The following is a 23,818-nucleotide window of genomic DNA, read 5'->3' as shown; positions in this document are numbered from 1 at the left end:
GGCACACCCCCTTGTGTACACCTCCGCGCCTGTCATTTCACACTCACCTCCCGGGCGCCCCGGTCGGAGTCGAGACCACGACCGTACTCAACCCCTCGGGCCGCCTGGTCGCACCCTCGACGGCGACGCGCCCCTGCGGTTCCCTCGGGCCGCCCGCGAACGCGGGTTCGACCGGACCGTGAGGCACCGGATAGTGGCCCGTGGACAGGGCCCGGCGGAGCCGGTACTCGTCCAGCGGCCCGGAGAAGGCGGCGCCCTGGCCATGGGTGCAGCCCATGGCGCGCAGGGCGATGACCTGCTCGGGCAGATCCACCCCCTCGGCCACCGACTGCAGACCGAGGTCGCCCGCGATACGCAGCAGCCCACTGGTGATCTTGTGCAGCCGGGTGGACTCCACGACGCCCTCGACGAGACCGCGGTCCAGCTTCAGCACGTCGACGGGAAGGCGGCGCAGCGCCGTGATGGCCGCCTGGCCGCTGCCGAGGCCGTCCAGGGCGACCCGGACACCGAGACGCCGCAGATGGGTCAGCCGGCGCTCCAGATCGTCCATGGAGCCCTTCAGCTCGGTGTCGGACAACTCGATGACCAGGGAGCCGGAGGGCAGCCCATGACGGGTGAGCAGCGTCTCCAGGGAGGCCGGGGGCAGTGAGCGGTCCAGCAGCCGCCGGGCGCTCATCCGGACCGACACCGGGACGTGCAGGCCGTTCGCCAGGCGGTCGGAGGCGTGCTCGACGGCCTGCTCCAGCATCCAGCGGCCCAGCTCGGCGGTCTTGTCGTTGTCCTCGGAGACCCGCAGGAACTCGGCCGGGGTGAACAGCACCCCCTGGGACGAGCACCAGCGGGCATGGGACGCGACCGACGAGATCCGCCCGGTGTCCAACTCGACGACGGGCTGGTGCAGCAGCAGGAACTCGCCGTCGTGCAGCGCGGCCCGCAGACGGGTGGCCAGCTCGGCCTTGCGTACGACGTCCTGCTGCATCTGCGGCTGGTACAACTCGACCCGGCCCTTGCCGGACGCCTTGGCGCGGTACATGGCGAGGTCGGCGTTGCGCAGCAGCTCACCGGCGCCGAGACCGGACTCGGCGAAGGCGACGCCGATGGAGGCGGCCACCCTGACGTCGTTGCCGTCGATGGTGTACGGCTGGGAGAGCGTGACCCTGAGCCGGTCGGCCAGCTCGAAGATGTGCTGCTCACGGGCGGCCCGGTCGCGTGAGCCGTCGCCGACGATGAGCGCCGCGAACTCGTCGCCGCCGAGCCGGGCGGCGGTGTCGCCCTGGCGGACGGCTTCCTGGAGTCTGCGGGCGGCCTGGACGAGCAGTTCGTCCCCGGCCTGGTGGCCGATGGTGTCGTTGACGGCCTTGAAGCCGTCGAGGTCGATGAAGAGGACGGCGGTGTTGCGCAGGGCGATGCCCCGGTCGGAGGAGCGGCGGCCGGACAGCGCCTGCTGGACGCGCTTGGTGAACAGGGCGCGGTTGGGCAGGTCGGTGAGCGGATCGTGCTCGGCGTTGTGCTGGAGCTGGGCCTGCAGACGCACCCGCTCGGTGACGTCACGGCTGTTGAAGATGAGGCCGCCGTGGTGCCTGTTGACCGTGGACTCCACATTCAGCCAGCCGCCGTCGCCGGATTTGAAGCGGCACTCGATCCGGGTGGTGGGTTCCTCGGCGGGGCTGGCGGCGAGGAAGCGGCGCACCTCGTGGACGACGCAGCCCAGGTCCTCGGGGTGGATGATCGAGGCCAGCTCCTTGCCGACGAGATCCTCCGCGGGGCGTCCGTAGACCCCTGCGGCGGCCGGGCTGACATAGCGGAGGATGCCGTTGGGCGCGGCGATCATGATGACGTCGCTGGAGCCCTGCACCAGGGAGCGGAAGTGGTTCTCCTTCTGGGCCAGCTCCTGGGTGAGGGTGATGTTGTCGAGGAGCATGATGCCCTGGCGTACGACGAGGGCGAGCACGACCGTGCAGGCGGTGATGAGTACCACGCGGTCGACGCTGCGGCCGTTGAGCACGTTGTAGAGGATGCCCAGCGTGCAGACGGCGGCGGCCAGGTACGGGGTGAGCGCGGCCAGGGAGCCGGCGATGGGGCGGGTGGCCGGATACCGGCTGGGCCCGTCGCCCTGGAGGGGCACATGGACGTGCCCCGCGTGGGGGCCGTCGTACCGGAGGGCGTCATGGCGCTGTCCCGGGATGTGCTCGTGCACCACGCGCGTGTGCGTCTCGTCCTCGGGGCGGCTCTGCCGCTGGCCGGCCCAGGGGGCGTAGGCGAGGAGCAGGGAGCCCGCGAACCAGCCGGCGTCGAGCAGTTGGCCCGAGCGGTAGCTGGTGTTGAGCAGGGGCGAGGTGAACAGGGCGTCGCACATCACGGTGAGCGCGAGCGCGCCGATCGCGGTGTTGACGGCGGTGCGGTGCACCGAGGTGCGGCGGAAGTGCAGCGCGAGCACCATGCTGACCAGGGCGATGTCGAGCAGCGGGTAGGCCAGCGACAGCGCGGTGTGCGCGGTGGTGGAGCCGCCCCGGTGGGCGGTCTGGGCGAGCGCCAGGCTCCAGGAGAGGGTGACCAGGGAGCCGCCGATGAGCCAGGAGTCCAGCGCCAGACAGACCCAGCCGGCCTTGGTCACGGGCCTCTTGGCCAGCACCAGCAGTCCGACGATGGCGGGGGGCGCGAAGCAGAGGAAGAACAGGTCGGCGTAGCTGGGGTTGGGGACGTCCTGGGCCAGGACGACCTCGTACCAGCCCCATACGCCGTTGCCCAGCGCGGCCATCGCCGAGGAGAGGGCGAACAGCAGCCAGGCGGGTCGAAAGCGGCTGTGGCGGCTGCGCGCGTAGCGGAAGCAGGAGACGGCGGCCGCGGCGGCGGCCGCGGCGAGCCCGAAGTCGCCCATGACGAGGGCGACTTGGTGGTTGCCCCAGCCGAGCGCGGCGCCGAGGGCGTAGGCCGCGCACAGCAGGGCGAGGACGATCTGGGCCCGTAGGCTCGCGCCGCCGCGCTCGGGCGGCGGCCCGCCAGGCGGCAGGGGTCCGGGCACCGGCCCCGCGGCCCTGAGCCGGGGGCTCAGCGTGGGCGCGGAGGACGGGCGGGGGCTCACCGGATCGCTCCGATCCGTACCGGTCCCGCGCCGCGCCGGTTCCGCCGGGCGGGATGGGTGAGCGTGTCCCGCCGGTGCCGGTGCGCGGGATGGATGAGTTCTCTGCGGCTGCCGTGCCCGCGGAGCCGGCTGTGACCGCTGTGGACGCCGTGACTCCCGTTCGGGTGTCTGCGCGTCGCGGCTCGCCAGGGCCTGAGTCGGCTCCGCCGCGTCGGATCGTTCGCCCATAGGCCGTGCATCGCCCGTCGCCCCCCTCGCAGTCTCAAGTCCGTCCCCGGCGCCGAACGGTGCGCGGCGCAGCCCCTGTCGGGACGATACACCAGCCTCGTCACTCAGGGACAGTGCACCCATACGCTCCGTGACCACCTGCGGCAAAACGAGCACTCACCGCTTCCGAAGAGATGCGGAGGGTGCCCGAAGTGGATTACGCGCGCGTGGTCGCGCCCGTCATAAGGACCACGTTGCGCAGCGGCCGGTGGTTCACGAAACGTTCCAACTGGTCCACCAACAGCCTTTTGGCGCGCGGCAGAAAGGCCGAGGTGGGCCCGCCGACATGGGGGCTGATCAGCACGCCGGGCGCCTGCCACAGGGGGTGGGCCGGTGGCAAGGGCTCGGGATCGGTCACGTCGAGCGCCGCCGTGATGCGCCCCGTGTCCAGTTCGGCGAGGAGCGCCTTGGTGTCGACGACTCCGCCGCGGGCGACGTTCACCAGCAGTGCCCCGTCCTTCATCCGGGCCAGGAATGCGCCGTCCACCAGGCCTTTCGTCTGTTCTGTGAGCGGGGTGGAGAGGATCACGACATCCGCCTCGGGCAGCAGGGCGGGCAGGTCGGTGAGCGGGTGCACGGGTCCGCGCTCCGTGGTGCGCTCGGAGCGCGCGACGCGCGCCACCCGCGCCACCTCGAAGGGCACGAGCCGGTCCTCGATGGCGGCGCCGATCGCGCCGTAGCCGACGATCAGCACGTTCCTGTCCGCCAGCGCCGGACGGAAACCGCCCTGCCAGTGGCCCCGTTGCTGGGCGCGTACGAAGTCGGGTACTCCGCGTAGTGAGGCGAGGGTGAGCGTGAGGGCGAGTTCGGCCGTACTGGCCTCGTGCACTCCTCGCGCGTTGCAGAGCCGGACGCCCGGTGCGACCACGGACAGTCGCGCCATGACGTCGTCGACACCCGCCGTGAGCGTCTGAATGACGCTCAGGTTCCGCATGCGTTCCAGGGGGTTGCCCCGCACCGCCCAGGGCTTCATGTACGGCACCACGTACAGGACACATGCGGACGGGTCACCGGGATACGGCTGGTTTCCGTCTTCACCTCCGTCCCAGAACAGGTAGTTGGGCCCCTCGGGGAGCCCGTCGATGTCGTCCGGCGGGATGGGCAGCCACACGTCGGCGGTCACGTCCGGGGTGGTGCCGGTGGTGTCCGGGGTGCTGTCTGGGGCGCGGTCGGCAGTCATGCTCGGAGGCTATGTCAGGTGCCCGTGACGGCAGAGGTTAGGTTGGGGGGCCAGGAGAGGGAGGGTCACGACCAGGTGGAGCGCAGGACGATCGGCGCGGCGACGCTCGAAGTGGGGGCCGTCGGACTCGGATGCATGCCGATGAGCTGGGCGTACACAGGGTCGCGGCAACGCGGCGACGAGTCGATGCGGGCGGTGCACCGGGCGCTCGACCTCGGTGTCACGCTGCTGGACACCGCCGACATGTACGGCCCGTTCACCAACGAGCTGCTGGTGGGGCGGGTGTTGAAGGAGCGCCGCCGGGAGGCGTTCGTCTCCACCAAGGTGGGCCTGCTGGTGGGCGAGCAGCACATCGTGGCCAACGGCCGCCCCGGCTATGTGAAACGCGCCTGCGACGCCTCGCTGCGCCGGCTGCAGACCGATGTCATCGACCTCTACCAGCTGCACCGCGAGGACCCCGAGGTGCCCGTCGAGGAGACCTGGGGTGCGATGGCGGAGCTCGTACAGGCGGGAAAGGTACGGTCGTTGGGGCTCAGCGCGGTCGGCGCGCGGGCCGGCCGCCGTCCGGGCGAGGGCATGTACGACGCGACGATCCGCCGGCTGAGCCGTGTCCAGCAGGTGTTCCCGGTCGGCGCGGTGCAGGCGGAGCTGTCGGTCTGGTCCCGGGAGGCGCTGACCTCCCTGCTCCCCTGGTGCTCGGCCCGTGGCATCGGCTTCCTCGCCGCCATGCCCCTCGGCAACGGTTTCCTCACCGGGACCCTGACCCCGGGCGAGGGTTTCGAACCGGACGACATGCGGGCCCGGCACCCCCGCTTCACCGCCGAGATGATGGCCGCGAACCAGCCGATCGTCGCCGGCCTCCGCCGGGTGGCCGCCCGCCATGGCGACGCCGTGACCCCGGCGCAGGTCGCCCTGGCCTGGCTCCTCTCCCAGGGCCCCCACGTGGTCCCTGTCCCGGGCACCAAGCGGGAGCACTGCGTGGCGGAGAACGCGGCGGCGGCGAGCCTCCGGCTGACCCCCGCGGACCTCTCCGAGGTGGCCGCGTTGCCTCCGGCCCAGGGCTCGTGGGATTGAGAGACCGCCTGAGAGCTCGGGGGTAGGGGTTGTGTGGCGGGTGCGGGTGGGAGGGGGCTGGTCGCGCAGTTCCCCGCGCCCCTTGATGGCCCTGCGGGCCGATCAAAAGCGGGGCGCAGCCCCAAGCTTTTAGGGGCGCGGGGAACTGCGCGAGCAACCACACACCACCCGCACCCGCCAAACCAACCCCCACCCCCGAGCTATCAGGCGCAGGGGGTCGAAGGGGCGCAGCCCCTGGGGACGGGACGGGTAGGGGCGGCGGGGGCGAAAAAGGTCCGAGCCGGAACCTGCGGGGCACTCGCGGTGTATGAACAGTAGAAGCTCCACACCGAAGGGCCCGAAGGGATCGTGATGGTGCAACAGCGAGCGGTGACGGCCGTGTTGGCGGCAGCCGTCCTGGCGGTGACAACCGCCTGTTCCTCCGACGACGGAGAGCGACCGAACGAAGCCGGAAGCCCACCCCCCAGCAGCACGGCCTCGGCCGCCCCCTCCGAGCAGACGGAAACACCACCCCCGGCCAAGGGCTCGGTCACAGTGATCCGCACCGTGGCCGAAGACCTCGACTCCCCCTGGGGCCTGGCCCCACTCCCCGAGGGCGGCCTGCTGGTGTCGTCCCGCGACCAGGGCACGATCACCAGAATCGACGAGAAGACCGGCGAGAAGACCGAGCTGGGCGAGGTCCCCGGCGTCGCCGCCGCCGGCGAGGGCGGCCTCATGGGCCTGGCCCTCTCCCCCGAGTACGCCTCGGACCACCTGATCTACGCGTACTTCACCTCGGAGTCCGACAACAGGATCGTACGAATGATCTACGACCCCGAGAAGCCCGAGGGCGAACAGCTCGGCGCCCCGGACACCGTCCTGCGCGGCATCCCCAAGGGCACCAACCACAACGGCGGCCGTATCGCCTTCGGCCCCGACGGCATGCTGTACGCCGGCACGGGCGAGCGGTACGAGGGCCCGCTGGCCCAGGACAAGGACTCCCTCGGCGGCAAGATCCTCCGGATGACCCCGGACGGACAACCGGCCCCGGGCAACCCCTTCGACGACTCCGTCGTGTACTCCTACGGCCACCGCAACGTCCAGGGGCTCGCCTGGGACGGCAAGCAGCGTCTGTGGGCCTCGGAGTTCGGCCAGGACACCTGGGACGAGCTGAACCTGATCGAGCCGGGCGGCAACTACGGCTGGCCCGAGGTCGAGGGCCGGGGCGACGAGTCCGGCTTCGTCGACCCGGTGGCCGTGTGGAGCACGGACGAGGCCTCCCCCAGCGGCATCGCGATGGCCGAGGGCTCCGTCTGGATGGCGGGGCTGCGCGGACAGCGCCTGTGGCGCATCCCGCTGGACGGCACCAAGGCCTCCGCCGACCCCCAGCCGTTCCTGGAGGGCGACTACGGCCGCCTCCGCACGGTCGTGGCGGCCGGCGGCGACAAACTGTGGCTGGTCACCAGCGAGACGGACGGCCGGGGCAGCCCCGAGGGCGGGGACGACAAGATCCTGGAGCTGGAGGTGAGGTAGGACGCGAGGCTACTCGTCGTCGATCAGCGACTGGTCGAGCATCGCCACGGAGACCAGGATCAGGAACGCCCGGTGGATCATGTAGTCGACGATCAGTCCCGGAGCCACGGACACCACGCGGATGTCCTCACCGCTCACCGCCTGGGAAACGGGCGTGAACGGGTCATCGGCCAGCTTGTGGAGCCCCCGCTCCAGGAGCTTGCGGCGCCCCTCGGGAAGGGCGTCACGCTGTGCGGCAGCGCGCTCGGTGAACTCGATCTGGTACAACACGGCTCCTCCGCGGTGCGTGGCCTGCCCGCATTGTCCCGCCACTGCGATGCGTGGCCTGCCGCATTATCCCGCCGCGAGCCGTTCCCCGGCCCCGGCCTCTTCCCCGAACACCCCCAGCCGATGTGCCACCGCCGCCGCCTCTCCCCGGCCCGAGACGCCCAGCTTGGAGAGGATGTTGGAGACGTGGACGCTGGCGGTCTTCGGGGAGATGAAGAGTCGCTCGGCTATCTGGCGGTTGGTGTGGCCGGCGGCCACCAGGCGGAGGACGTCGTGTTCGCGGACGGTGAGGCCGAGCGCGGTCACGGGGTCGGTGGGCGCGAGGGCGGGGGTGTGATCGAGGGTGAGACGGGCCCGGCGGGCCAGGTGGGTGACCTGGTCGGCGAGCGGGCGGGTACCGAGGTGCTCGGCCACGGCGGCGGACAGGCGGAGCAGTTCCGTCGCCCGCTGCCGGGCCTCGTCGTCACCGTCGGTCAGCAGGGCCTCGGCGAGGCGGTGCCGGACGCGGGCGAGGTCGTACGGCCGGTCCAGGGGCTCGAAGGCGGTGACGACGTCGGACCAGCTCTCGGGGGTCATCACGCCCTCGGCGCGCTGGAGTTCGGCCCGCACCCAGAGTTCATGGGCAAGCCAGATGGGCGCGCCGGTGGTGAGTTTCCTGGCCGCGGTGCCGATGCGGTCGAGGACTTCGGCGCGGCCCTGTTCGGCGCCGGGCAGGCTCCGGGCGTCGGCCTCGGCGACGGTGGCGGTGAGCAGCAGCGGCCAGGCGTAACGCTGGGTGCCGACGGGGAAGCCGGCATCGAGGACTCGGGTCAGTTCGGCGCGGGCGTCGGGGAGTCGGTTCTCGGCGGCGGCGATGCCGAGGGTGAGGGTGGACAGCGGGAGGTTGGTCTGCGGCATGGGGTTGTGCGTGCCGTAGTAGCCGTGGGCGAAGTCGAGTTGGCGGCCGGCCTCGGTCAGGTCGCCGCGGGCGAGGGCCATGGTGGCGAGGCAGATGGAGTTCAGGCCGCGCGGCTTGGGGTTGACGCCCCTGGTGCGTGACTCCTCGGCGGCTTCCGCGGCCTCGTCCCAGCGGCCCAGGGAGAGCAGCGACTCGGCGAGGTTGCCCCAGATCCAGGACTCGGAGACCAACAGGCCCATGCGCTGGGTGACTTCAAGGCCCTCGCGCATCAGCCGGACCGCTTCCTGCGAGCGGCCGACGCCCTCCAGACAGGACGGAAGGTTGACATAGGCGCGGCCCACGACGGCGGTGGGCCCCCGGTCGAGGGAGCGGAGGCGGACCTCCTCCATCTCCGCGAAACCGGCCTCCACGTCACCGGCCTCGACCATCAGCCCGCCGAGGGTGAGGCGGGCGTTGAGTTCGATGTCCTCGGCGCCCACCATGCGCGCGTACTCGACGGCGCGCTGGGCGTCGGTGAAGGCGTCGGGGCCGGGAATGTGCAGCATGGACCAGTTGGCGGCGCGGGAAAGGACCTCGGCGTGCACCTCGGACGGGGGCAGACCGCGTACCAGTTCCTGGGCGGTGGCGATCTCCTTCCAGCCGTCGCCCCGGGCCAGGTTCTCGGTCAGCAGGGAGCGCTGAATCCAGAACCAGGCGGTACGCAGCGGATCGCCCCCTTCGGCGAGCAGATCGAGGGCCCGCGCGGTGATCCGCATGGCCCGCTCCCGCTCACCGCACAGGCGTCCGGCGACGGCGGCCTCGGCCATGAGGTCGAGATAGCGCAGCGGGGTGGTGGCGGGGTCGCAGCCGCAGGGCGGGTAGACCTCGGTGTAGTCGACGGGGCGCAGGGTGGCGCGTACGGCGTCGGGGGCGGCGTCCCACAGTTCCATCGCCCGCTCCAGCAGCCGTAGTTGCTCGGCGTGGGCATGGCGGGAGCGGGCCTCGACGGAGGCGTCGAGGACGGCGGGGAGGGCCTTGGCGGCGTCGTGGGCGTGGTACCAGTGGCTGGCCAGCCGGGTGGCGCGGCCGTCGGCGGGGACGAGCGCGGGGTCGGCCTCCAGGGCTTCGGCGTAGCGGCGGTTGAGGCGGGAGCACTCGCCGGGGAGCAGGTCGTCGCCGATGGCCTCGCGGACGAGGGCGTGCCGGAAGCGGTAGCCGTCGCCGCCGGGTGCGGCGAGCAGGATGTTGGCGCCGACGGCGGCCCGTAGCGCCTCGATGAGGTCGTCCTCGGAGAGCCGGGCCACGGCCGCGAGCAGGGCGTACTCCACGGTGGAGCCGCCCGCGGCGACGACACGGGCGACCCGCTGGGCGTCCTCGGGAAGCTTCTCGACGCGGACGAGGAGGAGGTCGCGCAGGGAGTCGGTGAGGCCGACGCAGCCGCCGTCGTGGGCGGCGACGGCGAGTTCCTCGACGAAGAAGGCGTTGCCGTCGGAGCGTTCGAAGATCTCGTCGACCTGGGTGGGGTCGGGTTCGGTGGCGAGGATGCCGGCGAGTTGGTGGCCGACCTCGGCGCGGTTGAAGCGGCGCAGTTCGATACGGCGGACCGTGCGCAGACGGTCGAGTTCGGCGAGGAGGGGGCGCAGCGGGTGGCGGCGGTGGATGTCGTCGGAGCGATAGCTGGACAGGACGACGAGGCGGCCCGAGCGCAGGGTGCGCAGGAGGTAGGAGAGGAGGTGGCGGGTGGAGGTGTCGGCCCAGTGCAGGTCCTCCAGGACGAGGACGATGGTGCGGTCGGCGGCGAGGCGTTCCAGGAGGCGGGCCGTCAGCTCGAACAGGCGGGCCGTGCCGTTCTCGTCGTGGCGGGCGCGCGGGGTCTCGCCCAGCTCGGGGAGGAGTCGGGCCAGTTCCTGCTCCTGGCCGGCGGCTGCGGCGGCAGCTCTTCGGGGAGGCGTCGGTAGAGGGTGCGCAGGGCGGTGGAGAAGGGGGCGAAGGGCAGTCCGTCGGCGCCGATCTCGACACAGCCGCCGAGGGCGACGACCGCGCCCTCGCGCTCGGCCGCCGCCGCGAACTCCTCCACCAGCCGCGTCTTCCCGACCCCGGCCTCACCGCCGAGCAACAGCGCCTGCGGCTCACCGCACGCGCTTGCCCCACCGCGCTCCTGCGAGGAACCCGCACCGGCCGCACGGGCCAGCGCGTCGTGCAGGACCGCCAACTCCTCGACCCGACCGACGAACACCGGACTGACTGACCTGCTCTCCACAACCCCGAGCATCGCACGCCGGGCCGCCGGCCCGGCACCGAATATCGGGAGGAGGGGGATCGCCAGGTGCGGGTGCCGGGAGGCCGGGCCGGGTGTCGGCGAGGTGGTCACGCCGCGCGGGTGAAGCGGAAGCGTCGGGGGCCGTCCGGGGTCCCGTCGCCGCTCTGCTTCCCTGGCCGGGGCCCTGTCTCGGAGGCGGCCCCCGACTCGGTACTCGCCCCCGAGTCCCTACCGGTTCTCCCGCCGCTACTCGCCCCCGACGCGGCGGCCCTGGCCTCTCGCGCGGCTTCTCGGTGGGCGCGGCGGGCCTCGCGTACACGGCGGTGGTGTTCCGCCTCACGGATCAGTTCGGCGGAGCGGATGCGGTGGAGTTCGTACTCGAACATGTCGTACCCCCGTGAAGTCCGGTGTCGGATCGCTGGTTTCGCGATGGCTCCACCTTCGTCTCCCAGGGGGGTCGGCCACATCGGGAGAGTTCCGCATCTTCGACGCGTGAGGGGCCTTAGGTCCGCCGTGGGAATGCCCACGGCGGACCTAAGGCCCCTCAGAAACCGGCCTGCCGCCGGCCCGCGCGGAACTCAGGTGCTCGGCACGCTCAGCAGGATGTCGGTGTACTTGAGGACGGCCAGGATGAGGCCGATGAAGGCGACCGTGATGCCCGCCCAGGCGGCCGACTTCACCCACGGCGCCTGCACCTGGTCGGGGTCGCCGAACGCGGGCCGCATCAGCACGAAGACGCCCACGAGCAGTCCGACGAGGGCGAAGATGCCCGCGACAAGGGCGTTGGCGTTCCAGGACTCGCCGTAGTACTGGTGGAGCATCGTGGCGACGTCGGCGTTCTGCGCGGTCTCCAGCTGCCCGAACATCTGGTTGCGGGCCTGCGCCACATTGCCGACCCAGCTGCCGGTGAGGGAAACCAGGGCGAGTACGACGGAGACGATCGCGGCGGCGCCCTGCCCGACACCGGGGGACGACTTGGCGGCGACCGGCAGCCCGTCCTCGTCGAGCGCGTCGGGCCCACCGATGTCGTCGGCGCCCTCGCCGCCCTCGGCAGCCCCGCTCGCCTCCCCGACCTCCTGGACCTCCTCGGCGGCCTCGGTGGCCGTGTCCGCCGTGGTGTCCTCCTTGGTGACGTTCACCGTCTCCTCGCCCTTCGTGGCGTCGGCGCCCGTCCCGGCCCCGGTCTCGTCAGCTGTCTTGGTTCCCATGCCTCGCACCGTACGGATGTTGTCTGAGAGGTCGCTTAATGATCGTTGTGCGCGGTACGCGCGCGTGCGGCACGCCATTCGGGCGCCAGAACGGACCATATCTCCAAGTCGTGCCGGACCCCCCGGTGGGGATACCTCTCCCGCTGCACGCCGTCCCGGCTCATCCCCAGCCGCCGGGCCACGTTGATGCTCGGCCGGTTCCCGGAGGCCGCGATCCACTCGACGCGGTGGATGCCGCGGACGCCGACCGCCCAGTCGATGAGGACGCGCATCGCGCGGGTGACCAACCCCCGTCCCGTACCGGAGGGTTCGAGCCAGCAGCCGACCTCGCAGTTGGCGTTCTCCGCGTCGAAGTTGAGGAAGAGGACACCGCCGACGAGTGTGCCGTCGAGCCAGAGTCCGTGCAGGGAGCCGGTGTCGGCGGCGCGCATGTCGGCGTACCGCTGGAGTACTTCGCGGGCGGAGGCGGTGTCGACGGCCCTCTCCCCGAAGGGGACGTACTCGTTGATGAAGTCCCGCCCGCGCTCCAGATGGGCCAGGAACTCGTCGGCGTGCCAGGGCTCCAGGGGCCGCAGTTCCGCTCCGTCACCCAGGGATATCGCGTACATCCTTCGGCTGCTCCTTCTCCGGCTCCAGTTCCTCCACCACGACGTCCGCGAGCCTCTCATGGGCGGCACGGGACTCGGGAGGCTCGATGCTGATGCGGGGCATGCGCTTGTCGAGCCAGCGGGGGAGCCACCAGTTGGCGCCGCCGAGCAGGTGCATCAGGGCGGGGACGAGCAGGGTGCGCAGGACGAAGGCGTCGAGGGCGACGGCGGAGGCGAGGGCGATGCCGAACATGGCGATCACGCGGTCGCCGCTGAGGACGAAGGCGAGGAAGACGGAGATCATGATGACCGCCGCGGAGTTGATGACCCGGCTGGTCTCGGCGAGGCCGACCCGGACCGCGCGCCGGTTGTCGCCGGTCTCCAGCCACTCCTCGTACATCCGGCTGACCAGGAAGACCTGGTAGTCCATGGACAGGCCGAAGAGGACGGACACCATGATGACCGGGAGGAAGGGTTCGATCGGGCCCGCGCTGCCGAGGCCCAGCAGCTCGCTCCCCCAGCCCCACTGGAAGATCGCGACGACCACACCGAACGCGGCGGCGACGGCGGCCACGTTCATCGCGGCGGCCTTCAGCGGTATCCCGATCGACCGGAAGGCGAGCAGGAGCAGCAGACAGCCGAGCCCGATGACGACGCCGACGAACAGCGGCAGTTTGCCGACGATGACGTCCGCGAAGTCGTCGTAACCGGCGGTCACCCCGCCCACATGGACATCGAGGGAGGTGTCGGTCTGGGCGCGCGGCAGCACCTCGTCGCGCAGTCGTTCGACCAGCTGGCTGGTCTTCTCGGACTGCGGGGAGGAGGTCGGTACGACGGTGAGGTACGCGGTGTCGCCGCCGGTGTTGTACGTGACCGGGGTGACGGATGAGACGCCTTCGGTGGCCCTGAGGGTGGCGTCGAGGCTGTCGAGGGCGAGCTTGTCGGCGGCGCCGTCGACCTTGGTGACCAGGGTGAGCGGGCCGTTGACGCCGGGGCCGAAGCCTCCCCCACTCTCGGCTTCGCTTGAGCGGGAGGTGCCCCCAGCGAGGAGGTCGTAGGCCTGGCGGGTGGTGGCCGTCTTCGGGTCGTTGCCCTGGTCGGAGGTGCCGAGGCGCAGGCCGAGCGTGGGCAGGGCGAGCAGGGTCATGACGACGAGGGCGATCGCGCCGAGCTTCTTGGGGTGCCGCTCGACGAACGCGGACCAGCGGGCCGCGAACCCGGTGGGCAGTTCGGGCTCGGGGCCGTGCTCGGCCAGCCGCCGGCGCTCACGGCGGCTGAGGGCGCGCATGCCGGTGTACGAGAGCAGCGCGGGCAGCAGGGTGACGGAGGCGGCGACGGTGAGCAGCACGGTGAGGGAGGCGGCGATGGCGACGCCGTTGAGGAAGCCGAGCCTGAGGATCAGCATCCCGAGCAGGGCTATGCAAACGGTGGCGCCCGCGAACACCACGGCCCGTCCCGTGGTGGCGACGGCGCCGCGCGCGGCCTCCTCGACCGGCAGTCCGCGTTTCAGCCCTCGGCGGTGGCGGGTGACGATGAACAGCGCGTAGTCGATGCCGACGCCGAGGCCGATCAGCGTGCCCAGCATGGGGGCGAAGTCGGCGACCGTCATGGCGTGCCCGAGCAGCGTGATCCCGGCGTAGGCGGTGCCGACGCCGACCAGGGCGGTGGCGATCGGCAGCAGGGACGCGGCGAGCGAGCCGAAGGCGAGGAAGAGGACCACGGCGGCGACCAGCACGCCCACGATCTCGGCGAGGTGCCCGTCGGCGCTCTCGGTGAGCCCGATCGACGTACCGCCCAGCTCCACCTGGAGCCCGTCGCCCTCGGCGGCCTTCGCGGTGTCGACGACGGCCTGGGCCTCGCCCTCACCGACGTCCTCGGCGGCCTTGTCGAAGGTCACGGTGGCGTAGGCGGTGTGCCCGTCCTCGCTGATCCGGCCGGTGCCGGCACCGTCGTACGGGTCGGTCACGGCGGCGACGCCCGGCAGATCGGCGATCTCGTCGAGGGTCTTCGTCATGGTCTGCTCGACGGCGGCGGCCCGTACGGTGCCCTGGTCGGTGTGCCAGACGACGGTGGCGCTGTCGCCGCTGATCCTGGGGAAGCCCTCGCTCAGCAGTTCGGCTGCGCGGCTGGATTCGGTGCCGGGCGTCTTGTAGTCGTTCGAGTACGCGGCTCCCGCGGCGGCCGCGCCGGCGGCGGTGCCGCCGAGGGCGAGTAGCCACAGCAGGACGACGACAAGGCGGTGCCGAACACACCAGCGCGCGAGGGCTGCCACGGAACGTGCTCCTGGGGGGGGTGTTGATCTTTGACCGTGAACAGCCGAAATGAACTGAACAGCCCGCAAAGAACGCATGAGCAACGGCCCAGCCACTCTCGCACCCGAAAGTGATCGTTGGGCCGTTTTGAGGGTCTCCTCACAGGAGATGGGAGGCACCTCACAGGGCAGTCGGGGCCAGTGTGTCGCCCTGTGTCACGGGAGTGGACACGGATGGACACGGCTGAGGGCGGCGCATCGTGGTGATGCGCCGCCCTCAGGGGTACGGCACCGGAGCGCGGGGTGTTCAGTCCGCGCCCGGAGGCTACGGCGAGAGGTGGGTCACCTCCGTCGGAAGGCATCCGTGCGGTGGGTCACCCCTCAGCCGCAAGGCAAGGCATCCGGAGGGACGGATCACCCCTCGCTGACGCCCAGCTTCTCCAGGATCAGTTCCTTGACGCGGGCCGCGTCGGCCTGGCCCCGGGTCGCCTTCATGACCGCGCCGACCAGGGCGCCGGCCGCGGCCACCTTGCCGCCGCGGATCTTGTCGGCGATGGCCGGGTTGCCGGCGATGGCCTCCTCGACGGCGGTGGTCAGGGCGCCCTCGTCGGAGACGACCTTCAGCCCGCGCTTGTCGACGACCTCGTCCGGGGTGCCCTCGCCCGCGAGGACGCCCTCGATGACCTGCCGGGCCAGCTTGTCGTTGAGGTCACCCTTCGCGACCAGCTCGGTGACCCGGGCGACCTGCGCCGGGGTGATCGCCAGCTCGTCCAGCGTCTTGCCGGACTCGTTGGCGCTGCGGGCCAGTTCACCCATCCACCACTTGCGGGCGGAGGCGGCGTCGGCCCCGGCGTCGATGGTGGCGACGATCGGGTCCAGCGCACCGGCGTTGATGATGGCCTGCATATCGGTGGCGGAGATGCCCCACTCGGCCAGCAGCCGGGTACGCCGGGCCAGCGGCAGCTCGGGCAGCGCGGCCCGGATCTCCTCGACCCACTCACGCGAGGGCGCGACCGGCACCAGGTCCGGCTCGGGGAAGTACCGGTAGTCCTCGGCCTCTTCCTTGACCCGGCCCGAGGTGGTGGACCCGGTGTCCTCGTGGAAGTGCCGGGTCTCCTGCACGATCGTGCCGCCGGACGACAGCACGGCCGCGTGCCGCTGGATCTCGAAGCGGGCCGCGCGCTCGACGCTGCGCAGCGAGTTGACGTTCTTGGTCTCGCTCCGCGTGCCGAACTTCTCGGTGCCGTTCGGGCGCAGCGACAGGTTCACGTCGCAGCGCATCTGGCCCATCTCCATCCGGGCCTCGGAGACACCGAGCGCTCTGATGACCTCGCGCAGCTCACGGACGTACGCCTTGGCGACCTCCGGTGCGCGCTCCCCGGCCCCGACGATCGGCTTGGTGACGATCTCGATGAGGGGGATGCCCGCGCGGTTGTAGTCCAGCAGTGAGTGGGAGGCTCCGTGGATACGACCGGTCGCGCCACCCACGTGGGTGGACTTGCCGGTGTCCTCCTCCATGTGGGCGCGCTCGATCTCCACGCGGAAGGTCTCGCCGTCCTCCAGCTGGACGTCGAGGTAGCCGTTGAAGGCGATCGGCTCGTCGTACTGGGAGGTCTGGAAGTTCTTCGGCATGTCCGGATAGAAGTAGTTCTTCCGGGCGAAGCGGCACCATTCGGCGATCTCGCAGTTCAGCGCGAGGCCGATCTTGATGGCGGACTCGACGCCGGTCGCGTTGACGACCGGGAGGGCGCCGGGCAGGCCGAGGCAGACCGGGCAGGTCTGGGTGTTGGCGTCCTGACCGAGCGCGGTCGAACATCCGCAGAACATCTTGGTCTTGGTGCCGAGTTCGACATGGACCTCAAGGCCCATGACGGGGTCGTACGACGCCAGCGCGTCCTCGTACGACACCAGGTCGGTCGTGGTGGTCACGGTGAAACTTCCCTCTCAGCCCAGCAGGATGTCGTCGTCGCCCTGCCGCTTCAGGTCGCGGTAGAGGATGGCCAGATTGGTGACGACCGCAGCGCCGGTCAGGACGGCGTCGAGCAACCGCAGCGTGTCGTTGTCGGAGCGGGCCGCCTTGATCTGCTTGTAGACACCGAAGGCGCCGAACGCCGACGTGGCCATCGATACATAGAGACCGGTCCTGGACTTCTTGAAGTCCTTGGCCTTGGACAGTGCGTTCACAGTGACGGAGCCTCCTCCAGAAGCGGGTGGCCCCACCTTTCCACGAAGGCGGCCTCCACAGCGGCGCCGACCTTGTAAAGACGGTCGTCCTTGAGCGCCGGGGCGATGATCTGCAGACCGACCGGCAGCCCGTCCTCCGGCGCGAGACCGCAGGGCAGGGACATCGCGGCGTTGCCCGCGAGGTTGGTCGGGATGGTGCACAGGTCGGCGAGGTACATCGCCATCGGGTCGTCGGCGCGCTCACCGATCGGGAAGGCGGTGGTCGGCGTCGTCGGGGAGACGATCACATCCACCTTCTCGAACGACTTCTCGAAGTCGCGGGTGATGAGCGTACGGACCTTCTGGGCGGAGCCGTAGTACGCGTCGTAGTAGCCGGAGCTGAGCGCGTACGTGCCGAGCATGATGCGGCGCTTGACCTCGGGGCCGAAGCCCGCCTCACGGGTGATCGAGGTGACCGCCTCGGCGGAGTTCGAGCCGTCGTCGCCGGTGCGCAGGCCGTAGCGCAGACCGTCGAAGCGGGCCAGGTTGCTCGAACACTCGCTCGGCGCGATCAGGTAGTACGCGGCCAGCGCCAGGTCGAACGAGGGGCAGTCCAGCTCGACGATCTCGGCGCCCAGCTCCTTGAGGAGGGCCACGGACTCGTCGAACCGCTGCAGCACACCGGCCTGGTAGCCCTCGCCGCGGAACTGCTTGACGACACCGACGCGCATTCCGGCGACGCTGCCGCCCCGGGCTGCCTCGACGACCGGCGGGACCGGGGCGTCGATGGAGGTGGAGTCCATCGGGTCGTGCCCGGCGATGACCTCGTGGAGGAGCGCCGCGTCCAGAACCGTACGGGCGCAGGGCCCGCCCTGGTCGAGGGAGGACGAGAAGGCGACCATGCCGTAGCGGGAGACCGCCCCGTACGTCGGCTTCACACCGACCGTGCCGGTGACGGCGGCCGGCTGGCGGATCGATCCGCCGGTGTCGGTGCCGATGGCGAGGGGTGCCTGGTAGGAGGCGAGGGAGGCGGAGGAGCCACCGCCGGAGCCGCCCGGGATACGGGTGAGGTCCCAGGGGTTGCCGGTAGGCCCGTACGCGCTGTTCTCGGTGCTGGACCCCATGGCGAACTCGTCCATGTTGGTCTTGCCGAGGATGACGACGTCCGCGTCCTTCAGCTTCTTGGTGAGGGTGGCGTCGTAGGGCGGCAGCCAGCCTTCGAGGATCTTCGAGCCGACGGTGGTGGGAACGCCGACGGTGGTGAAGATGTCCTTCAGCGCCAGCGGAACCCCGGCGAGCGGCCCGAGCTTCTCGCCCCTGGCCTTCTTCTCGTCGACGGCGCGGGCCTGGGCGAGGGCGCCCTCGCGGTCGACGTGCAGGAAGGCGTGCACCTTCTCGTCGACGGCCTCGATCCGGGCCAGATGGGCCTCGGTCACCTGTACGGCGGTGAGTTCGCCGGAGGCGATCTTCGCGGCGATCTCGGCCGCGGTGAGCTTGATGATGGCGTCGGTCATGACGTGATCAGTCCTCCCCCAGGATCTGCGGCACCTTGAAACGCTGCTGCTCCTGGGCCGGGGCGCCGGACAGCGCCTGCTCGGGGGTGAGCGACGGACGGACCTCGTCCGCGCGCATGACGTTCGTCAGCGGCAGCGGGTGCGAGGTCGGCGGTACATCTTGGTCGGCGACCTCGCTGACGCGGGCGACCGCGCCGATGATGTCGTCCAGCTGGCCCGCGAAGTGTTCGAGTTCTTCGGGCTTCAGCTCCAGACGCGCCAGCCGGGCGAGGTGGGCGACCTCCTCGCGCGTGATGCCAGGCATGCAGCGATCCTCTGGGGTGAGTGTGTTGGGTTTGGGCCCAATCCTATGGGGCGCGGTGGGTTGCCCGCGCACGGGTTTCGCCCCCGCCGCCCCTTCCCGTCCCGTCCCCAGGGGCTGCGCCCCTTCGACCCCCCTGCGCCTCATAGCTCGGTAACGGCTCTTCGTTCGGCGACCGCGGGTGGGTGGGGGCTGATCGCGCAGTTCCCCGCGCCCCTGAAAGCATGGGGCTACGCCCCGCTTTTCATCGGCCCGCAGGGCCGTATCGCAGGGCCGCAGGCCCCTGCCTTCAAGGGGCGCGGGGAACTGCGCGAGCAACCACACACAACCCGCACCCGCCAACCAACCCACACCACCCGAGCTATAAGGCGCAGCGGGGGCGAGGAACTACTCGTCGGCCGTCGCCGCAGGCAACGCGGCGGCGGGCCGCTGCCACCCCCGCGACCCCCTCGCCCGCAACCACGCCGTCGTCTCATCCGGCGGCATGGCCGCAGCGACCAGCCACCCCTGGACGGCGTCACACCCCAGATCCCGCAACCGCTCCCACGTCTCGTCGTCCTCCACACCCTCCGCCACAACGAGCAGCCCCAGCGAATGCGCGAGGTCGACCGTGCAGCGAACGATCTCGGCGTCCTCGTTGTCGACGGCGAGCCGTGCGACGAACGAACGGTCGATCTTCAGCTCACTGACCGGCAACCGCCGCAGATGCACCAGCGAGGAGTACCCGGTCCCGAAGTCGTCGAGGGACATCTTCACCCCGTGCCCGGTCAGCCCGGCCAGGGTGTCCGCGGCCTTCTGCGGGTCCTCCAGCAGGACGTGTTCCGTTATCTCCAGCTGGAGCGCCCCGGCGGGAACCCCGTGCCGGGCGAGCCGCGCGGCGACGGCGCCGGCGAAGCCGGGGGTGTGGACGTCGCGCGGCGAGACGTTCACGGCGACCGGTACGTGCAGGCCCTGCGCCCGCCACTTCGCCACCTGCCCGAGCGCGGTCTCCAGGACGTACTCGGTGAGGTGCGGCATCAGCCCGGAGGACTCGGCGATCGCTATGAACTCGTCCGGCGGCACCTTCCCCCGCTCGGGATGCACCCACCGCACCAGCGCCTCCAGCCCGGCCACCTGCCCGTCGAAGCGGACCTTCGGCTGGTAGTGCAACTCGACCTCGTGGGCGTCGAGGGCCCGGCGGAGGTCGCCGAGGAGACCGAGCCGGTCGGGGGTGTTGGAGTCCCGCTTGGACTCGTACACCTCCACGCCCGTACGGTCCCGCTTGGCCTGGTACATCGCCACGTCGGCCCGCCTGAGCAGCCCCTCCGCGTCGAGTGCGTGGTCGGGGAAGACGGCGAGCCCGGCGCTGGCCTCCAGGACGAGGGTGAGCCCGTCGAGGTCGAGCGGTGAGCCGAGCGCGGCGACCAGGTTGCGGGCGACGCGGGACGCGGACGTGGTGGAGTCGGCGACGGGCAGCAGTACGGCGAACTCGTCACCGCCGAGTCGTGCCGCCTCCGCGCCGCGCGGCAGCGCGACCCTCAGCCGGTCGGCGATCTGCAGCAGCAGCCGGTCGCCCGCGAGATGACCGAGGGTGTCGTTGACCGACCGGAAGCGATCGAGATCGATCAGCATCAGTGCGGAACGTGCCCCGATGCGTTCGGCGTCGTCCAGTGCGGTCCAGGTGCGTTCGAGCAGCCACTGGCGGTTGGGCAGTCCGGTGAGCGGGTCGCGCAGTTGTTCCTCGGCGCGGGCGCGCGCGATCCACAGGGTGGAGTCGAGGGCGATCAGCGGGATCGCGAACAGCGGCAGCAGCAGGGGCTGGGCGGTGGCGACCACACAGACGAGGGGCGCGATACCGAACAGCGCCACGGCGACGAGCCCCTGTCTGACCATGGCCGTGCGGGCGACGGTGGGCAGGCCCCCGCGCGGCGAGGCGAGATACCAGAGCAGGGCGCGGGTGACGAGGAGGTAGGCGATGGCGACCAGGGCCACCTGGGGGGCCGAGTAGAAGTTCCAGCTCGCCGGGTCCCACGGGTGTTCGACGGAGGGGACTCGGCCGAAGGCGCGCAGGACGAGGGCACCGACGCCGATGCCGAGGATGTCGACCGCGCCGTGCAGCACTCCCTGCCGCCAGCGGCCCCGGCGGGCGACGCCCACGAGCACGACGACGGTGAGGCTGACCATCCCGGCCGCGAGCCAGCCGTAGAGGAGCAGCACGGCGAGGGTGAGGGCGGCTCCGGAGCCGGTGCCGCCCCACCAGCGGGCGCGGCCCATGGCGACCAGATGGCCGACGATGATGCCGGTCAGCAGGGCGAGCGACCAGCCGACCGTGCCCGAGGGGAAGAGGGCGTGCTGTCCGGCGAAGGCCCGGTAGAAGCCGGCGCCGAGGATGGCTCCGGCGAGGCCGACGATCGCGGCGGGCAGTGCGGGCCAGGACAGATGCCGGTCGGCGTCGTGTCCGGGCAGTCCGTGTCCCGCCAGTCCTTGACCCGGCAGTCCATGGCCGCGTCCGTCGTCGACCGCGCCGGTGACGGGTGAGGCCCCGGCCGGGCCGCCGCTGCCGGTCACGGTGCCGGGGGTGATGTGGGCGGGGCCCGGCAGGAGCGCGGCGGGTACGGTCGCGCTCGTCCGGCCCGGGGGGCGGACCGCGCCGGCGGCGGGGTCCGTCCCGGTGGGGGGCGGTACGGCCCCTGCGCCGGGGTCGGTGGTGCCTGCCCGTGCGTCGCCCTGTGCTCGGCTTCCCTCGAACGGGCGTCCCCCCATGAACAGGGAACGCCCCCATCGCCAGGCCCCGGACACCCGGCGCAGACGCAGCCGTGAGTCCGGGGCGACGCTCTCGGTCGGTTCCATTCCCGTCCCTCTCACAGCCGGCGGTGCCCACGCCACGCGGCCCATTGCTCCCGACAGTCCGGGGCGGCACCACGTCCGACGACCCACCACGCGTTTGGGCACGGCAGGCGCACAACCTCAACAGTAGGCCGCACAAGGCTTTCACGGGCAGCCGTCGACTGCGGTTGCTCGAATGCGACCAGCCACCCATATGCATCTGGTATGCGCCGAACGGGTGGTCTTCAACCCCTACTCCTCGGTCGGAAGCGCGACTTCGGCCGCCGCTTCCGCTCCTTGTTCGAGCAGAACCGCGAACCCTTCCTCGTTCAGAACCGGCACCTTCAGCTGCATCGCCTTGTCGAACTTGGAACCGGGGTTCTCACCGACCACCACGAAGGAGGTCTTCTTCGAAACCGACCCGGTCACTTTCGCGCCTCTGCTCTGCAGGGCCTCCTTGGCTCCGTCACGCGTGTGGTGTTCGAGGGTGCCCGTCACGACGACCGTCAGCCCTTCGAGGGGCCGGGGACCCTCGTCCTCACCGGAGCCCTCCTCCTCCATCCGCACACCGGCGGCCTTCCACTTGCGCAGGATCTCCTGGTGCCAGTCGACCGCGAACCACTCCTTGAGCGAGGCGGCGATGATCGGACCGACGCCGTCGGTGTTCGCCAACTCCTCCTCACCGGCCTGCTGGATACGGTCGATGGAGCGAAACTCCCTGGCCAGCGCCTCGGCGGCGACCGGCCCGACATGGCGGATCGACAGCCCGGTGATGACGCGCGCGAGCGGGCGCTCCTTGGCGGCGGCGATGTTCTCCAGCATCGCGACCGCGTTCTTCTTCGGGGCGCCCTCCTGGTTGGCGAAGACCATGGCGGTCTTCTCCTCGCCGGTCTTCGGGTCGCGCTTGGGCAGTCCGCTGTCCTGGTCGAGGACGTACGCCTTGATGGGCAGCAGCCGCTCGATGGTCAGGTCGAACAGATCGCCCTCGTCGAGGAGCGGCGGCTCGGACGGCTCCAGCGGCTTGGTGAGCGCGGCGGCGGCGACATAGCCGAAGTGCTCGATGTCCAGGCATTTGCGGCCCGCGAGATAGAACAGCCGCTCCCGCAACTGGGCCGGGCAGGTACGGGAGTTGGGGCAGCGCAGGTCTACGTCGCCCTCCTTCATGGGCCTGAGCGCCGTACCGCACTCGGGGCACTCGGCGGGCATCACGAACTCCCGCTCGCTGCCGTCCCGCAGGTCGACGACGGGTCCGAGGATCTCCGGGATGACGTCACCGGCCTTGCGCAGCACCACCGTGTCCCCGATGAGGACGCCCTTGGCCTTGACGATGTCCTGGTTGTGCAGGGTGGCGAACTCGACCTCCGATCCGGCCACCGTGACCGGCTCGACCTGGGCGTACGGTGTCACCCGGCCGGTACGTCCCACGCCCACACGGATGTTGACGAGCTTGGTGTTGACCTCCTCCGGCGCGTACTTGTACGCGATGGCCCAGCGCGGCGCGCGCGAGGTGGAGCCGAGGCGGCCCTGAAGAGGAATCTCGTCCAACTTGACGACGGCACCGTCGATCTCGTGCTCCACGGAGTGCCGGTTCTCGCCGTAGTGGGCGATGAACTCCCGTACGCCGTCGAGGTCGTCGACCACCCGGTTGTGCCGGGCGGTGGGCAGCCCCCAGGACTTGAGGAGGTCGTATGCCTGGGAGAGCCGGCTGAGGCCGTCCTTGAAGCCCTCCAGGGCGCCGATGCCGTGGACGACCATGTGGAGGGGGCGGGTGGCCGTGACCCGCGGGTCCTTCTGCCGGAGCGAACCGGCCGCCGCGTTACGGGGGTTGGCGAAGGGCTTGTCCCCCGCCTCCACCAGGCGGGCGTTCAGCTCCTCGAACTTCTCCATCGGGAAGTAGACCTCGCCGCGGATCTCCACGAGGTCCGGGACGCTGTCGCCCGTCAGCCGGTCCGGGATCTCGGCGATCGTGCGGACGTTCGGCGTGATGTCCTCGCCGGTACGGCCGTCACCGCGGGTCGCCGCGCGCGTGAGACGCCCGTGCTCGTACGTGAGGTTGACGGCGAGACCGTCCACCTTCAGCTCGCACAACAGGTGATAGTCACTGGTACCGACGTCCTTGGCGACGCGCTCGGCCCAGGCCGCCAACTCCTCGTCGGTGAAGGCGTTGTCCAGTGAGAGCATGCGCTCGCGGTGCTGGACGGCGGTGAACTCCGTCTCGTACGCGCCCGCGACCTTCTGCGTCGGCGAGTCCGGCGTGCGCAGTTCGGGATACTCCTCCTCAAGCTCCTCCAGGGAGCGCAGAAGCAGGTCGAACTCCGCGTCGCTGACGACGGGAGCGTCCTTCACGTAGTACCGGAAGCGGTGCTCCTCGATCTGCTCGGCGAGCCGGGCGTGCTTCTCCCGGGCCTCGGCGGGCACCGGGCCCTCGGCGGGTGCTGAAGTGGGCTGTGCGTCCTTGTCGCCGGCCACC

At 71.2% G+C, this 23,818-nt stretch carries 15 protein-coding genes and 1 pseudogene; 2 read left to right on the top strand and 14 right to left on the bottom strand.

Annotated features, from left to right (window positions below; translation table 11 throughout):
* Positions 1-43 precede the first annotated feature (43 nt).
* Entirely contained in the window at positions 44-3,082 is a 3,039-nt protein-coding gene (locus ACWD4G_RS12870) for a putative bifunctional diguanylate cyclase/phosphodiesterase (RefSeq protein ID WP_451292731.1), read from the bottom strand.
* Between the two features lie 424 nt (positions 3,083-3,506).
* Positions 3,507-4,460, bottom strand: a complete 954-nt coding sequence (locus ACWD4G_RS12865; protein ID WP_451292925.1) for a 2-hydroxyacid dehydrogenase — start codon at positions 4,458-4,460, stop codon at positions 3,507-3,509.
* A gap of 144 nt (positions 4,461-4,604) precedes the next feature.
* Between ACWD4G_RS12865 and ACWD4G_RS12860 the strand changes: the two genes are divergently transcribed.
* The gene (locus ACWD4G_RS12860) at positions 4,605-5,603 is read left to right on the top strand and encodes an aldo/keto reductase (protein ID WP_451292730.1); all 999 of its coding nucleotides are present in this window, start codon (positions 4,605-4,607) and stop codon (positions 5,601-5,603) included.
* Positions 5,604-5,954: 351 nt separating this feature from the next.
* The gene (locus tag ACWD4G_RS12855) at positions 5,955-7,115 is read left to right on the top strand and encodes a PQQ-dependent sugar dehydrogenase (protein ID WP_451292729.1); all 1,161 of its coding nucleotides are present in this window, start codon (positions 5,955-5,957) and stop codon (positions 7,113-7,115) included.
* A 9-nt stretch (positions 7,116-7,124) separates the two neighbouring features.
* Here ACWD4G_RS12855 and ACWD4G_RS12850 read toward each other — a convergent pair whose 3' ends face one another.
* The 12 genes and pseudogenes from ACWD4G_RS12850 to ligA form a co-directional block, all read right to left on the bottom strand.
* Positions 7,125-7,385 (bottom strand): type II toxin-antitoxin system RelE family toxin, encoded by a 261-nt coding sequence (locus ACWD4G_RS12850; RefSeq protein WP_451292728.1) that lies wholly within the window; start codon positions 7,383-7,385, stop codon positions 7,125-7,127.
* Between the two features lie 63 nt (positions 7,386-7,448).
* Positions 7,449-10,531 (bottom strand): annotated as a pseudogene (locus tag ACWD4G_RS12845) (helix-turn-helix transcriptional regulator).
* 95 nt (positions 10,532-10,626) lie between these two features.
* Entirely contained in the window at positions 10,627-10,905 is a 279-nt protein-coding gene (locus tag ACWD4G_RS12840; RefSeq protein ID WP_451292727.1) for a hypothetical protein, read from the bottom strand.
* A 192-nt stretch (positions 10,906-11,097) separates the two neighbouring features.
* Complete coding sequence (locus ACWD4G_RS12835; protein ID WP_451292726.1) at positions 11,098-11,727, bottom strand: hypothetical protein; 630 nt, start codon at positions 11,725-11,727, stop codon at positions 11,098-11,100.
* 35 nt (positions 11,728-11,762) lie between these two features.
* Positions 11,763-12,335: a GNAT family N-acetyltransferase gene (locus ACWD4G_RS12830; RefSeq protein WP_451292725.1), complete on the bottom strand. Its 573-nt coding sequence runs from the start codon at positions 12,333-12,335 to the stop codon at positions 11,763-11,765.
* Entirely contained in the window at positions 12,313-14,586 is a 2,274-nt protein-coding gene (locus ACWD4G_RS12825) for an MMPL family transporter (RefSeq protein WP_451292724.1), read from the bottom strand. Before ACWD4G_RS12825 ends, ACWD4G_RS12830 begins: the two co-directional genes overlap by 23 nt.
* A gap of 393 nt (positions 14,587-14,979) precedes the next feature.
* Positions 14,980-16,494 (bottom strand): Asp-tRNA(Asn)/Glu-tRNA(Gln) amidotransferase subunit GatB, encoded by a 1,515-nt coding sequence (gatB, locus tag ACWD4G_RS12820; protein ID WP_451292723.1) that lies wholly within the window; start codon positions 16,492-16,494, stop codon positions 14,980-14,982.
* Positions 16,495-16,509: 15 nt separating this feature from the next.
* Positions 16,510-16,749: a hypothetical protein gene (locus tag ACWD4G_RS12815; protein WP_451292722.1), complete on the bottom strand. Its 240-nt coding sequence runs from the start codon at positions 16,747-16,749 to the stop codon at positions 16,510-16,512.
* Positions 16,746-18,242 (bottom strand): Asp-tRNA(Asn)/Glu-tRNA(Gln) amidotransferase subunit GatA, encoded by a 1,497-nt coding sequence (gatA, locus tag ACWD4G_RS12810; protein ID WP_451292721.1) that lies wholly within the window; start codon positions 18,240-18,242, stop codon positions 16,746-16,748. The genes ACWD4G_RS12815 and gatA overlap by 4 nt, the downstream gene beginning before the upstream one ends.
* Before the next feature lie 7 nt (positions 18,243-18,249).
* On the bottom strand, positions 18,250-18,546 hold the full coding sequence (gene gatC / locus ACWD4G_RS12805; protein WP_007384860.1) for an Asp-tRNA(Asn)/Glu-tRNA(Gln) amidotransferase subunit GatC: 297 nt from the start codon (positions 18,544-18,546) through the stop codon (positions 18,250-18,252).
* 384 nt (positions 18,547-18,930) lie between these two features.
* The gene (locus ACWD4G_RS12800) at positions 18,931-21,372 is read right to left on the bottom strand and encodes an EAL domain-containing protein (protein ID WP_451292720.1); all 2,442 of its coding nucleotides are present in this window, start codon (positions 21,370-21,372) and stop codon (positions 18,931-18,933) included.
* 228 nt (positions 21,373-21,600) lie between these two features.
* A complete protein-coding gene (gene ligA / locus ACWD4G_RS12795; RefSeq protein ID WP_451292719.1) occupies positions 21,601-23,817 on the bottom strand; it encodes an NAD-dependent DNA ligase LigA in 2,217 nt (738 codons plus the stop codon).
* Between the last annotated feature and the right edge of the window lies 1 nt (position 23,818).

The sequence above is a fragment of the Streptomyces sp. NPDC002643 genome (genome assembly GCF_053592555.1).
This window is presented reverse-complemented; position numbering and strand designations above follow the sequence as displayed.